Origin of the sequence: Variovorax ureilyticus (assembly GCF_050632185.1) — a bacterium.
In the GTDB taxonomy this organism is placed as follows: domain Bacteria; phylum Pseudomonadota; class Gammaproteobacteria; order Burkholderiales; family Burkholderiaceae_C; genus Variovorax; species Variovorax ureilyticus_A.
Window position 1 is genome coordinate 4,064,048 of the sequence record NZ_CP192579.1, and the last position, 12,838, is coordinate 4,076,885.

Sequence of the window (12,838 nt, forward strand, 5' to 3'; positions counted from 1 at the left end):
TGTCCGCTCAGGCGGACAGCAGCGAGGAATCGGTGTCCTGGTCGCCGAGCAGCTGCGCATCGACGCCATCGCACAGGCAATGCAGCGTGAGCAGGTGGACTTCGTGGATGCGCGCCGCGCGCTCGTGCGGCACGCAGACCAGCACGTCGGTCTCGCGCAGTGCGCGCCCCACCGCGCCGCCATTGCCGCCGCCCGTGTTGCCCGCGTTTCCGAGCAGCGCGATCACCGTCATGTCGCGTGCATGCGCGGCTTCGACTGCCGCGAGCACGGCGGCCGATTGGCCGCTCGCGCTCAGTGCGAGCAAGACGTCGCCGGCCTGGCCGAGCGCGCGCACCTGCCGCGCGTAGCGGTCGGGGTCGGAGGCACCGGGCGTGTCGGAGGACGGATCGGCAGCATCGCCCTGCAAGGCCAGCGCGGCAAGCTCGGGCCGATCGCGCTCGAAGCGGCCGACGAACTGCGTTGCGAACTGCGCGGCCAGAAAGCCGGAGACGCCGGCGCCGCATGAAAGAATCTTGCCGCCGCTGGTCACGCAGGCGAGCAGGGCCTGCGTGGCCTGGGTGATGGGTTTTTCGAGAAGAGGTCCGGCCTGGTATTTCAGGTCGGCGCTGTCGATGAAGTGCTGCTGAATCCGTTGCTCGAGCATGGCGCGGATGATAACGACCACCCCCAGGCTCGCGCACTTCGTGTCGCTCTCCACCCCTCAAGGGGGCAATCCCAGCGGCCCGGCGGAGCCGGTTCCGCGGGATTCCTGGACTCATCGTTCGCTATTCAGCGTCGAAGGCGCCTTGGATCCACTCGATGCGGTCTTCGACCAGCACCACGTCGAAACGGCATGGCGGCAGCGTGCGGAGGCGGCTCAGATAGTGCCGCGCCGCGAAGACGATGCGCCGCTGCTTCGCGCCGGTGATGCTGCCGCCCGCGCCGCCGTGCGTGCCCGATGCGCGCTGGCGCACTTCGACGAAGACCAGCGTGCCATCGCGCGGATCGCGCATGACGAGATCGATCTCGCCGCCGCCGCGGCCCGGCGTTCGATAATTGCGCGCGATCAGTTGCAGGCCCGCGGCCTGGAGATGATCGAGCGCGGCATCCTCGGCCGCATCGCCGCGCTCCTTGGTCGTTGTCTTGTTGTTCTGGAGAAAACCCATTGAACTCCCTCGCTCCCGCTTCGTTCGGCGCCGCGCTTCAGGCCGCGAGCGACGCTGCGGGCGCGCAGCATTATCCGCAGGGCACGCTGTACGTCGTCGCCACGCCGATCGGCAATCTCGCCGACATCACGCTGCGCGCGCTGCATGTGCTGCAGATCGTCGACGCCATCGCCTGCGAGGACACGCGCCATACCCAGAGCCTGCTGCGCGCCTACGGCATCGACAGCCCTTCGGCGCGGCTACTCGCGGTGCACCAGCACAACGAGGCCGAAGCGGCGCAGTCCGTCATCGCACGGCTCGCGAACGGCGAGCGCATCGCCTACGTCAGCGACGCCGGCACGCCCGGTGTGAGCGACCCCGGCGCGCGCCTTGTCGCCGCGGTGCGCGAGGCTGGTCTTCGCGTGCTGCCCTTGCCCGGCGCGAGCAGCGTCACCACACTGGTCGGCGCAGCCGGACTCGTCGCCGAAGGCGAGCCATCCAGCGCCTTCGTCTTCGCCGGATTCCTCCCGAGCAAGGCCGGCGAGCGCGATGCCGCCGTGCTCGCGCTGGCCAATGAGCCGCGCAGCGTGGTGCTGCTCGAAGCACCGCATCGCATCGAGGCACTGGCGCGCGCGCTCGCGGTGCTCGGCGACCGTCGCGTGACCGTCGGTCGCGAGCTGACCAAGCAGTTCGAGGAAATCGCCACCGTCACCGCTGCCTCGTTGCCCGCATGGTTTGCCGAAAGCCGCGACCGCACGCGCGGCGAGTTCGCGCTGGTGCTGCATCCCAAGCCGGTGACCACCGGCGAGAACGGCGAAGGCGAGCGCGTGCTGCGCCTGCTGCTGGCGGAACTGCCGCTCAAGAGCGCCGTCCGCCTTGCGGCGGAGATCAGCGGTGCGCCGCGCAATGCGCTCTACGACGAGGCCCTGCGCCTGCGGGACGAAGCCAGCGACTAGAAGGCGAGAACTCAGCCGTCGAGTTCGGGATAGGCCCGGAAGATGCCCTCCTCGTTGAACGAGATGCGACGGGGACTCTGCAGGTAGTCGTGCACCCGCTGGCGCCGGGCCACGTTGGCATGCAGCTTCACGACCGCCGGCGCGTGCGCCAGGGCCCGCGCCGTCGCCTTGGGAAAGGCATAGCGCAGCCCCGCCACGAGCTGGAACAGCGAGAGATCGGCATAGCTCAGCGAATCGCCGACCAGATGCCCATCGCCGGCTGGATTGCGCTGGAGAATTCGTTCGAACCAGTCGAGAAACTTCGGAATCCGCTCGTCGCGAAACGCCTTCGCACGCTCCAGCGCCGCTTCGCGCTGGTCTTCGTAGTAGAGACCGGTCGAAATCGGATGGTGCGTGTCGTGCACCTCCGCCACCACATCCACGATCGTGAGCTGGATCTGATGCGTCCAGAGCGCATCCAGCTCGCCCACCCCCGCGAGCCCGAGACGCGGGCCCAAGTAGAGAAGAATCGCCGCCGTCTGTCCCACGACCACGTCGCCGTCGACCAGGAAAGGCGGCGCGAACGAGGGGCGCGGATTGTCCGGATCGAGCAACTTGCGCATCAGCGCCGATTCGCCACCACCCTTCGCGGGCGGTTCGCGCGCCACGTCGACATACGCAGCGCCCGCCGCTTCGAGCGCAAGACGGACGAATTCGCCGCGGCCCTGGATCGTGGGCCAGTAATGAAGTTGATAGGCCATGAGTCGCTCCGAGGCAGATCAGGCACGCAGCATAAGGGCACACACCGGCGGCGCAATCGCCCACAATGCGCCGTTCTTTCGTCGGAGCATTTGCATGACCCTGCTCGTCCTCGGCCTCGTCCTGTTCCTCGGTGTGCACTCGGTGTCGATCGTCGCGCCCGGCTGGCGCGCGGCGCAGATCGAACGGCGCGGCGAGCGCGCCTTCAAGGGCGTCTACGCGCTCGTCTCGATCATCGGCTTCGCACTGCTGATCTACGGCTACGGCCTGGCCCGGCAGGCGCCGGTGCAGCTCTACACACCGCCGGTCGCGCTTCGGCATCTCGCGCTGCTGCTGATGCTGCCGGTGTTCCCCCTGCTCTTCGCGGCCTATCTGCCGGGCCGCATCCAGCGCGCCGCCAAGCATCCGATGCTGCTCGCGGTCAAGTTCTGGGCCACGGCGCACCTGCTCGCGAACGGCACGCTGGCCGACGTGCTGCTCTTCGGCGGCTTTCTGGCCTGGGCGGTCGCGGACCGCATCTCGATCAAGCACCGGGCCGTTCCGCACAAGGTGCCCGGCGCACCGCCGAGTGCGGTGAACGACGTCATCGCGTTCGTGGGCGGACTGGTGGTGTACGTGGTCTTCCTGCTCTGGGCGCATGCGCGGCTGATCGGCGTTTCGCCGCTGTGACCGGCGCGGCCGCGAGAAGTCCCTCCCGGATCAAGCCTTCCGCGAATCCCTGAAAATCGGCCCCCAATAAAAAACGGTCTTCCCATGTCTTCGATTTCTCCCACCGCGGGCCAAGCACCGCGCCGTCTCGTCCCCATCAACCCCAAGCCGCTGACCATCGCCATCCTGCTCGTCGCGCTCGGCGCCGTGTACCTTGCGCAGGCGGTGAGCGTTCGCCGGGCCGCGCTCTACGTGGTCGGCGCGTTGCTCGGCGTCACGCTCTACCACGCGGCTTTCGGCTTCACCTCCGCATGGCGCGTCTTCATCGCTGACGGCCGCGGCGCGGGCCTGCGCGCGCAGATGGTCATGCTCGCCGTCGGCGTGATGCTGTTCTTCCCGGCACTGTCGGCCGGCACGCTCTTCGGCCAGCCGGTGACCGGCCTCGTCTCGCCGGCCGGCACCTCGGTCATCGTGGGCGCTTTCATCTTCGGCATCGGCATGCAGCTCGGCGGCGGATGCGCCTCGGGCACGCTCTACACCGTGGGCGGCGGCAGCACGCGCATGGTCATCACGCTGATCGGGTTCATCGTCGGATCGGTCATCGCCACCGCGCACATGCCCTTCTGGACCTCGATGCCGCAGCTCGCGCCGATGTCGCTGGTCAAGACCCTCGGCGTCGGCACCGCGCTCGTGCTCAACCTGCTGGTGTTCGCCGGCATCGCCGCGCTCACCATCATGATCGAGAAGCGCCGCCACGGGCGCCTCGTCAATGAACCCGCACGCCCCGCGCATGCGTCGCCGTGGCTGCACGGCCCCTGGCCACTGATCGCGGGTGCGGTTGCGCTGGCGGTGCTCAACTTCGCGACGCTCGCGCTCGCGGGCCGTCCGTGGGGCGTGACCTCGGCCTTCGCCCTGTGGGGCGCGAAGGGCGCCGCTGCGCTCGGCGTCGACATCGCGAGCTGGAAGTACTGGAGCGCCGGCCCCAACGCCGCCGCGCTGTCCGCGCCGCTGAGCTTCGACGTGACCACCGTGATGGACATCGGCATCGTGCTCGGCGCCATGGCCGCCGCCGCACTCGCGGGCCGCTACGCGCCCGTGTGGCGCATCCCGATGCGCTCGATCGTCGCCGCCGTGGTCGGCGGCCTGATGCTCGGCTACGGCGCGCGCCTCGCCTATGGCTGCAACATCGGTGCGTACTTCAGCGGCATCGTCTCCGGCAGCATCCACGGCTGGCTGTGGCTGGTCTGCGCGTTTGCGGGCAACGTGCTCGGCACGCGGTTGCGGCCGCTGTTCGGGTTGGAAGTGGAGCGGGTGCGCAACACCGGCTGCTGACCGTGCGTCTTTTCCATTCCCTGTCCTTTGGCGCGTTCGTCAGCCTGGCCTCGCTCGCCGCCCACGCCCAGTCGCTGCCACCGGGCGTGCACCTGGGCATGACCGCGCCGGAGCTGCACGCCGCGCTGCCGGCCGCCGAACCGGTGTCGCGCCCACAGCGGCTGTCGGGCGGACTCCTGGGCAGCTGGCGCGGCGAGCCCGCACCCATCGCCGGGCTGGTGTTCAAGCCGACCTTCTACTTCGCCGATGGGCAATTGAGGCGCGTCGAATACGACGCCTCGGCGCAAGGCCTGGCTGACGGCGGCGAGGCCGCGTTCTCGGCGCTGCTGAAATGGGGTCGGGGTGCCTTCGGAACCGAACTCGCGGCCCTCGACCCGGGCAGCACCTCCGTGGCGTGGAGCGGCGGCGAGCTCGACGTGGTCCTGCAGCGCACCGGTGATGCGCACCGGGCGAACCTGCGCCTGATCTACAAGCAGCGCCAGCTGCGCGACGCCAGCGAGCTCTGACGCGCGCCGCCATGCGGCCGGTTCCTTCTCTTGATCTGCGTCATGGCCGGTTTCCCGTTCGCCCCCATGATGCAAGCAGCTACTCAAACGAAGGCCGCCCGTGTCGAACCCACCCACCAAGTACCGCGATCTGACGCAGACTGTTTCCGCAAACCTTGCCAGCCTGCGCGCTGGCACCCCCGAGGTCATGAAGAGCTTCAGCGAGCTCGGCCGGCATGCGACGTCGGACGGCGCACTCGACCGCAAGACCAAGGAGCTGATCGCGTTGGCGCTTGGCGTGGCCGCACGATGCGATCCCTGCATCGGCTTCCACATGCAGACGCTCGTCAAGCTCGGCGTCACGCGGCAGGAGGTCGAGGAGGCGCTCGGCGTGGTCACCTACATGGGCGGCGGCCCGTCGCTGATGTATGCGGCGAACGCGGTCGCGGCGTTCCAGGAGTTCTCGCAGGCGGCGGCCCGGTAGGTCACGGGTCCGACTCCTCACGATCAGCTGCAGCTGGGGGACCCGATCTAGGGGTTTGTCTGAAAGGAAGACGCCTACAGCGATTCACCGGATTCACAGCAGAATGACGGCTGGGACGGAGCACCAGCCATCGGAAGGACATGGATCGTGCACGAGCTGACATTCCGCACTCTGCTGTACCGCTACTTCTTCTTCGAGTGGCTGTTCCTGGACGTCACCCAGGGCAATGTTCTCGAGCGCTCCGCGGCGCGGCGGCACAACCAGTCGCAGGCGCATTGGCTTCTCACCTACATGTGGCGCTGGCTCTGCTGCGCGATGCTGCTGTTCGGTTTGGGCGGCGTCGTCGAAATCCTGCTTGGTGCACCGGCGGTCTCGGCGCTCTTCTATGTGCCGAGCGCCTTGAGCGTGTCGGTGAACGCGGTGATCGCAGCGGCCTGGCTGGGACTCAGGACCTTGTCCGAACCCCTCTGAGGATCAGAGCTTGAGGTTGCGCGGCGAGAAGCCCTTCATATCCGGAAACGCCGTGCACAGATCGTGCGCCAGCTGCAGCCTACAACAGTGGCATCACTTGCCATCCAGATACGCACGAAGCGCCGGCCCCGTCAGCACGACGAGATCGATGTCGTGCTTGTCCAGTTCTTCGTGCACGTCGAAGGTCCCCACCATGCGCGTGATGCCAAGGGCCAGCCTGTCGACGATGGCGCGGGGCGTGCCCGGCGGCGCGTAGACGCCTTCGATCTGGCTGCCGCGCTGGATCAGCCAGTCGATGTTGCGCTGCACGTCGGGCATGGGTCGGCATGCCTTCACGGTCCCCTGCGGCAGCGGACACATCAGCACCACCGGCACGAAGCCGCCGGGCGGATCGAGCGGCGCATGGTTGAACAGGTAGCGCGAGATCGACATCGTCCGGGCGCTGGTCATCAACAGCGTGTAGCCATCCGGCGCCGAGCGCGCCAAGGTCGCGAGACCCAGCGAGCCACCGGTGCCGGGCCGACTGTCGATCTCGACCGGTTGACAGAGATAGAGGCTCAGCTTGCGCGCGAGTACACGGGCGATGCCATGGATGGCGTCGCTGCGCAGATGGCTGACGACCAGCCGAATGGGGCGATGGGGGAAAGCCAGATCGGATTCCATGGCGGCCTCCTCAATCCAGCCGCGCACCGGAAACACGCGCCGCCTCGGCCCATTGCGCACGGTCGGTGCCCAGAAAGTCGCGCGCGGCCACGCCGGTGAGCAGCATCGGTTCGGCGCCCTGCTGCGCCAGTTGCGCCCGCATGCCGGGCGTCTGCATCAAGCGCGTGAGCGCATCGGTCAGCGCGTCGACGATCGGGCGCGGCGTGTCTGCCGGCGCGAACACGCCGAACCACAGCCCCAGCGTCATCGCGGGATAGCCCAGTTCGGCGAAGGTCGGCAGTTGCGGCGCAAGACTCGAACGCGCCTTGCCGCTCATCGCGATGGCGCGCAGCTTGCCCGCCTGCACGAATGGCTGCGTGGCCTGGAACGTATCCATCGCCACCAGCACCTGCCCGCCGATCACGTCCGTCAACGCGGCGGAGCTGCCCTTGTACGGAATGTGCCGGAGGTCGAGACCGGCCGCATTCTTCAGCAACTCCATCGTCAGATGCGCGCTGGTGCCGTTGCCGAAGCTCGCGTAGTTGACCGGCGTGCCGCCCTTCTTGATCCACTCGACCAGGCCCCGCAGGTCCGTCGCCGGCACGGACGGATGCACCACCAGCACCTGCGGCATCTGCGCGACCAGCGCCACCGGCACCAGATCGCGGCGCGGGTCGTAGGGGAGGTTCTTGTAGAGATGCGGCGCGCTCGATATGCCGGTGGTGCTGCCCATCAGCAGCGTGTAGCCATCGGGCGCGGACTTGGCCACCGCTGCGGTGCCGAGCGTGCTGCCTGCGCCGGGCTTGTTGTCGACGATGACCTGCTGGCCGAGTTCGGTGCCGAGCTTGTTCGCGACGAGCCGTGCCACGTTGTCGGCGGCGCCGCCGGGGAGATAGCCGACGACCATGCGGAGGGGCTTGGTGGGGTAGGTCGGTTGGGCGTGTGCGGTGGTGATTGGTTGGGTTTGCAGCGCGAGGGCTGCGGTGAGAGCGAGTAGATACCTGATGAAGCGATGCATGTTGACTCCCTGTGGTTGATGTTGAAGTTCATTTCAGATGCTGCAGACCGTTCGCGGCGTCGCCGAGCGAAGTGATGGTGGCGTCCATGGGCATGCATTGCTCGTTGGACGCGGGCGCTCAAGCACGCGGCTGGCCTGCTCGGGCGACATCGCGATCGGGTTCTCGTGGCTGTAGCCGTGCAGCCCGATCTCGTGCCCGGCATCGGCCACCGCCTGCATCTGCGCCGGGAAGGCCTCGATCGAATGGCCGGGGGTGAACGCGGTGGCCTTGATGTCGTGGTACTCGAACAGGTTCAGCACGCGGGGCACCCCGACCTCGCCCGCGAACATGCCGCGCGAGATGTCGTCGGGCGAATCCTGGCCGCCGTACGAGCCCAGCCAGCCGGATACGGCGTCCACGTCGACGCCGAAGCACACATGGATTTCCTTGGACTTTGCCTTGGTCATTTGATCTTCTCCCTGGGTTGCGGAACAAACGGAGCGAGGGGCTCCACGGACAAACGTGGTGCGGTGCAGGTGTCTGCCGTGGTCGGCGACACCTCTGTGGCGTCAGGCCGCGAGCGCTGTCGACAGACAGGCGTAAACACGCGCGGTCCAACCGTGGCGAGATCGAGTTAGAGGGGTATGCGGGCGGCGTAGCAAGGCGGCCCGTGCGTAGCGGTGGCGCTACGGCAGCGAAGAATTCTGTGTGCGGTTCATTCTGTCTCCCTGAAATCGAAAGGCGAAAGCGCCTCTCTTTGCAGCGTGAAGCGACCAAGCGTTGGCGACGGCTCTGTGGTCATCGTCCAAGGTGGCAGGCACAAATTATGCGAATAAGTTTGTATGCCAATTAGAGCATAGAACCGAAATTCTGGGGGTGAAGAAGAAGACTCTTTCCCAACAGCTTGGCCTGTGCGTGTGTGCGCTGCGCGAGGCCACCGGCTTGAACCAAACTGAGTTTGGCGAGCACTGCGGCTTTTCTCAGACGTATCTGAGCAGAATCGAGAACGGTCGGGCGAATCCGACGCTGAATGCGATCGAAGTGCTCGCGAATGCGTTCGGGCTGACGGTGTTTGAACTGTTCGAGAAGGTGCGGGAGTACTGAGGTGCGACCGGGTTGCCACCGTTCCGAGCGCATTAGCAGATGAGCTTGGCTGAAGATGAACGCTCATGCTCTCTCTCTGAAGATGCATTTCTAGCTCTTCCAGCAAGGCGCCTCACTGTTGCCTTCAGAGGCGCGAAAGTTGACGAGACCCATAACCGGCGGCTCCTCGCTTCGAGGTCCATAGTATCCCAAAACGGGATATTCCAAAACAGGATGTACGTTCGCCTGCGTGCCGCGCGGACTGCAACCAAATCCCCATACGAAGCTTCGTGAGCTGCTGGCGCAGGCGCGCGACGACGCGGGACTCAAGCAAGCGCAGGTCGCCGCGCTCCTGAAGCGGCCGCAGTCGTTCGTGTCGAAGTATGAGAACGGGGAGCGGAAACTCGATGTGATCGAGTTCATCGAGGTGTGCAAGGCGCTCGGTGTTTCGCCTTCGACGCTTATCGATCAGCTTTCGTAGACGACCAAGCAACTGCGCTGGTCGTACCAGCACGCCCTCGAAGATCCAATGGCGAACGAATCGTTCTCCACGCAGTCGCTCCTTCGGGAACCCATCCTGAGCGGCCCGACGCAGTGGGCCCAGCGAGGAATCACCACCGCCGTCCGTAGTTGGGATGCCGAAATGACTATTGGCGAGCTCAAGCGCCGGCCAAAAATTGGAGGGTGGCGGCGGCCCCGGGTTGAACAGACCGTGAAGGACTTCACGGAAGGGCGCAAGTCCGCGTCGGCCACTGAGACTGACGTTCAACAATAGAACGACACAAAGCTGCACCTGCAAGCACTCGAACAACCTAGAAGAAAGCGAAACAATCAAATGGAAGTCAAGGCTCAAGTCCAGAACATCGCCAAGCTGAAGGACTATTTCTTCGCCGTACCGGACTATCAACGCGAGTACGTTTGGAAGGTGGACGACCAGGTCGAGCAGTTCCTAGTGGACATCGACAACGAATTCGAGCCCGGTACTAAGGAACAGAGCAGCTACTTCATCGGCTCGATCATCATCGTCAAGAACGGAGAGAAGTACGACGTGATCGATGGTCAACAGCGCCTGACGACGATCGTGCTGACCATGTGCGCCTTTCGCGACCTGCTCAAGCCACTCACCCTCGAAGACAAGCAACGCAAATACCTCCAGACCATCTCGGAATGGCTGTCCACCTTTGATCTGGAATCGGATGAAGTGCAACTACGGCTGGATCTGCAGTACGAGGAGAGCAAGGACTTTTTGTCCACCTTGATTCAAGGGCAGACCTACAAGGGAGAAATGTCGGCGTCGATTCGAAAGATGCGCGGTGCCTACGAGCGCATCAGGAGGGAGCTGACAGACTATCTTCAAGAGGGTGCGGAGGCCTTGACAGAGTTTTCTCGGTACTTCCTGACCAAGATCGACTTGGTGGTAATTGAGTCGGAGAATCTGAGCGGCGCCTTGAAGATTTTCGAGACCATCAATCAGCGCGGTGCGGGTCTCAATGCAATGGACCTGGTGAAGAACTTGCTCTTCAGCAAAGCGAAGGATGCTGAGTTCACCAAGATCAAGGAGAAGTGGAAGGAACTGACCGATCATCTGCAGAAAGCGGGCGAGGACGACAAGCCCCTGCGGTTTCTGCGCTATTTCCTGATGGCACGCTACCACGATGGCACCCTACGCGAAGACGACATCTACAAGTGGATCATTTCGCCCGCAGGCAAGACGGCGCTCAACTACGAAGAAAAGCCCTACGCCCTAGCGATGGAACTGGAAAAGGTGGCCCGTCGGTACGCCGAGTTGGTGCAGGCGACAGGACTCCTAAAAGATGGCGGCACGTTCCCCGAGGTGACGCGCATTGGCTACATCAACAAGTACCGCTCGCGCCAGCACCTAATTTTGCTGCTGGCACTCGACAACAGCGCATCCACTACAGCGGTCAACTACCTCGCCAGCCAAATCGAGAGCTTCTTCTTTTTCAGCAACTCCTTGGGTATCCAGGCAAAGTACAACGAACGACTGTTTGCCCAGTGGGCCGCAAGTCTGCGCGGGTTGCGCGATGAAGCAGCCATCGCCGACGCTGTGCAGACTACCATCCTGCCGTACCTCTTGGGCAAGTTAGCCCAGTTCAAGGAGGTGTTCCTCAACATACGGCACTCGGCCTATGAACCAGGTTACCGCCTCAGGTTCGTCTTGGGCCAAATGGAGAACACCTTGCTGGCAAAGGCTCATATGCCGCTGAAGGGGCTGGCACTGCTCGGCGACTTGCAGGTGGAACACATCCTGCCCCAGAAACCCAAGAATGGAATCATTCCCGTCACCTATGCGGCCACGCCTGGCGAGTATGGAAACTTGGTGCACCGCATGGGCAACGTGACGCTCTTGGAAGGCCTGATCAATCAGGCAGTCAACAACTTCAATGACTTGGAGGGAAGCTGGTTTGCGCAAAAGCAAACCGAGTATGCGAAGTCGAGTCTGCTGAGCACCAACTTGTTGGACCACACTTACTTGGTCGGCAAGAACACTGCGGTGAACCGCATCAAAACGGACTACGGATTCGATTTCGACAGTTGGAGTCCCGAGCACATCAAAAGTCGGCAAGCCCTGCTGTTGACCTTAGCCATGGAGACCTGGAAGATCAATGGGAAGCGACTTGACCAGGTTACGGCCCGAGATGGACAGGCCGTCACTTCGAGTGCAGTCATCGCTTGATGCCGAATCGCCGGAAATCGGAAAGGATTCGAAGACTTCAGGTTTGAGCGGTAACTTTGACGCATGACGAACGAGATCGCCGCACAGCCGATTGCGCCACCAGAACTGACGGCGCCGGAGTCTGTTGTCGTCTTGCAGCGAGAGGTACAGCGCAAGCTTGGCCGCTGCCTCATCAGACTTCAGCAGTACGAACAGCTCATGAAGGCGCTAGCGACGCATTGCCAGTTGGCCGGCCCGATGGACGAACTAGAGGCGAGCAAGCAAAAGCGCGCTGAGACGGTCTCGCGCATGACGCTTGGACAACTCGTGAACGAACTCAGCGACACGTATCTGGACGTCGACCCCGCTGCAAGAGGAGCCAACGAAGTTGATTGGGAGGCGGGCGACGACAAGCGCATCTGGTTTCGCGCCGAAGTGAAACTGACGCTTGAGCCTGAAGAGTTTGAAAAGGTGGTCGCAGGCCTCAAGGCCCTAGTCGACCTGCGCAACCAACTTGTCCACCACTTGCTTGGTTCTTTCAACCTCTGGGATGAGGAAGGCTGCCGTGCCGCCGATGCGCACCTGACGGAGAGCTATTCCGTAATCGATCGGCACTACGCCGAGTTGCGAGATTGGGCGTTCAGAATGGACGAATCCCGGAAGATGTCGGCCCAATTCATGGCGAGCTCGGCATACGCCGACTTCGTCCTGTTCGGGATCCATCCCAATGGAACGGTCGAGTGGCCATGCAGCGGGATCGTCCGCCACCTGCGTACGGCTGAAACGACGCTCGCGAAGGCGGGTTGGGTCGATCTCGCGGAGGCGATTGGGCACATAGTGAAGATTCATCCCGAGCACACACCCAAGCGATATGGCTGCAGCAGCTGGCGGCATGTGTTGCACGAGTGCCGAGAGTTCGAAGTGCGGCGCGAGCGTAGCGACGATCTGAAATCGGGTCGAACCTTATTTCGAAGCCGCGAGGGCTCACCGTGATCGACCTGGTTTTCCTGATGCCATGGTCGGCCGGTGTCGGGCTCGCCGTGATTCCCTACGTCGTGTTGCATCGGCTGCCCGGTATCGCTGTACGGGACGGAGGCTTCGCCTCTGGAGGCGTGACATGGCTACCGCGTTCGAGCAGGCGGTGGTGTTGAACAAGGACACCCATTCGAGGGTCGCGAGTTCAACTGCCTCCTAGCGGTG

General features: G+C 64.3%; 15 protein-coding genes and 1 pseudogene. 10 read left to right on the forward strand and 6 right to left on the reverse strand.

Annotation, left to right across the window (positions count from 1 at the left end):
• Nucleotides 1-7: 7 nt before the first annotated feature.
• Nucleotides 8-643, reverse strand: coding sequence for an SIS domain-containing protein (locus ACQ858_RS20130; RefSeq protein WP_431276909.1), 636 nt, complete (start codon nt 641-643; stop codon nt 8-10).
• Between the two features lie 121 nt (nt 644-764).
• Nucleotides 765-1,145: a YraN family protein gene (locus ACQ858_RS20135; protein WP_431274323.1), complete on the reverse strand. Its 381-nt coding sequence runs from the start codon at nt 1,143-1,145 to the stop codon at nt 765-767.
• On the opposite strand from ACQ858_RS20135, the gene rsmI reads away from it, so the two are divergent.
• Nucleotides 1,145-2,080, forward strand: coding sequence for a 16S rRNA (cytidine(1402)-2'-O)-methyltransferase (gene rsmI / locus ACQ858_RS20140; protein WP_431274324.1), 936 nt, complete (start codon nt 1,145-1,147; stop codon nt 2,078-2,080). The two genes, ACQ858_RS20135 and rsmI, sit on opposite strands and share 1 nt — an antisense overlap.
• 11 nt (nt 2,081-2,091) lie before the next feature.
• On the opposite strand, the gene ACQ858_RS20145 is transcribed toward rsmI, so the two are convergent.
• On the reverse strand, nt 2,092-2,820 hold the full coding sequence (locus tag ACQ858_RS20145) for a glutathione S-transferase (protein ID WP_431274325.1): 729 nt from the start codon (nt 2,818-2,820) through the stop codon (nt 2,092-2,094).
• Nucleotides 2,821-2,914: 94 nt separating this feature from the next.
• Here ACQ858_RS20145 and ACQ858_RS20150 point away from each other — a divergent pair, with 94 nt between their 5' ends.
• From ACQ858_RS20150 to ACQ858_RS20170, 5 genes are all read left to right on the forward strand, one after another.
• Nucleotides 2,915-3,487, forward strand: coding sequence for an NnrU family protein (locus ACQ858_RS20150; RefSeq protein WP_431274326.1), 573 nt, complete (start codon nt 2,915-2,917; stop codon nt 3,485-3,487).
• Between the two features lie 84 nt (nt 3,488-3,571).
• Nucleotides 3,572-4,798 (forward strand): YeeE/YedE family protein, encoded by a 1,227-nt coding sequence (locus tag ACQ858_RS20155; protein WP_431274327.1) that lies wholly within the window; start codon nt 3,572-3,574, stop codon nt 4,796-4,798.
• A 2-nt stretch (nt 4,799-4,800) separates the two neighbouring features.
• Nucleotides 4,801-5,304 (forward strand): hypothetical protein, encoded by a 504-nt coding sequence (locus tag ACQ858_RS20160; protein WP_431274328.1) that lies wholly within the window; start codon nt 4,801-4,803, stop codon nt 5,302-5,304.
• 100 nt (nt 5,305-5,404) lie between these two features.
• Complete coding sequence (locus tag ACQ858_RS20165; protein WP_431274329.1) at nt 5,405-5,767, forward strand: carboxymuconolactone decarboxylase family protein; 363 nt, start codon at nt 5,405-5,407, stop codon at nt 5,765-5,767.
• Between the two features lie 147 nt (nt 5,768-5,914).
• Nucleotides 5,915-6,238, forward strand: a complete 324-nt coding sequence (locus ACQ858_RS20170) for a hypothetical protein (RefSeq protein WP_431274330.1) — start codon at nt 5,915-5,917, stop codon at nt 6,236-6,238.
• A gap of 93 nt (nt 6,239-6,331) precedes the next feature.
• On the opposite strand, the gene ACQ858_RS20175 is transcribed toward ACQ858_RS20170, so the two are convergent.
• The 3 genes and pseudogenes from ACQ858_RS20175 to ACQ858_RS20185 form a co-directional block, all read right to left on the reverse strand.
• On the reverse strand, nt 6,332-6,901 hold the full coding sequence (locus ACQ858_RS20175) for a tripartite tricarboxylate transporter substrate-binding protein (protein WP_431274331.1): 570 nt from the start codon (nt 6,899-6,901) through the stop codon (nt 6,332-6,334).
• 10 nt (nt 6,902-6,911) lie between these two features.
• Nucleotides 6,912-7,898, reverse strand: a complete 987-nt coding sequence (locus ACQ858_RS20180; RefSeq protein ID WP_431274332.1) for a Bug family tripartite tricarboxylate transporter substrate binding protein — start codon at nt 7,896-7,898, stop codon at nt 6,912-6,914.
• An 84-nt stretch (nt 7,899-7,982) separates the two neighbouring features.
• A pseudogene (locus ACQ858_RS20185) lies at nt 7,983-8,345 on the reverse strand (polysaccharide deacetylase family protein); the annotation flags it as partial.
• A gap of 409 nt (nt 8,346-8,754) precedes the next feature.
• Here ACQ858_RS20185 and ACQ858_RS20190 point away from each other — a divergent pair.
• The 4 genes from ACQ858_RS20190 (at nt 8,755) to ACQ858_RS20205 (ending at nt 12,631) form a co-directional block, all read left to right on the forward strand.
• Nucleotides 8,755-8,982: a helix-turn-helix domain-containing protein gene (locus tag ACQ858_RS20190; protein ID WP_431274333.1), complete on the forward strand. Its 228-nt coding sequence runs from the start codon at nt 8,755-8,757 to the stop codon at nt 8,980-8,982.
• A gap of 229 nt (nt 8,983-9,211) precedes the next feature.
• Complete coding sequence (locus ACQ858_RS20195) at nt 9,212-9,442, forward strand: helix-turn-helix domain-containing protein (RefSeq protein WP_431274334.1); 231 nt, start codon at nt 9,212-9,214, stop codon at nt 9,440-9,442.
• 354 nt (nt 9,443-9,796) lie between these two features.
• A complete protein-coding gene (locus ACQ858_RS20200; RefSeq protein WP_431274335.1) occupies nt 9,797-11,659 on the forward strand; it encodes a DUF262 domain-containing protein in 1,863 nt (620 codons plus the stop codon).
• Between the two features lie 63 nt (nt 11,660-11,722).
• Nucleotides 11,723-12,631 (forward strand): OST-HTH/LOTUS domain-containing protein, encoded by a 909-nt coding sequence (locus tag ACQ858_RS20205; RefSeq protein ID WP_431274336.1) that lies wholly within the window; start codon nt 11,723-11,725, stop codon nt 12,629-12,631.
• Nucleotides 12,632-12,838: the final 207 nt, after the last annotated feature.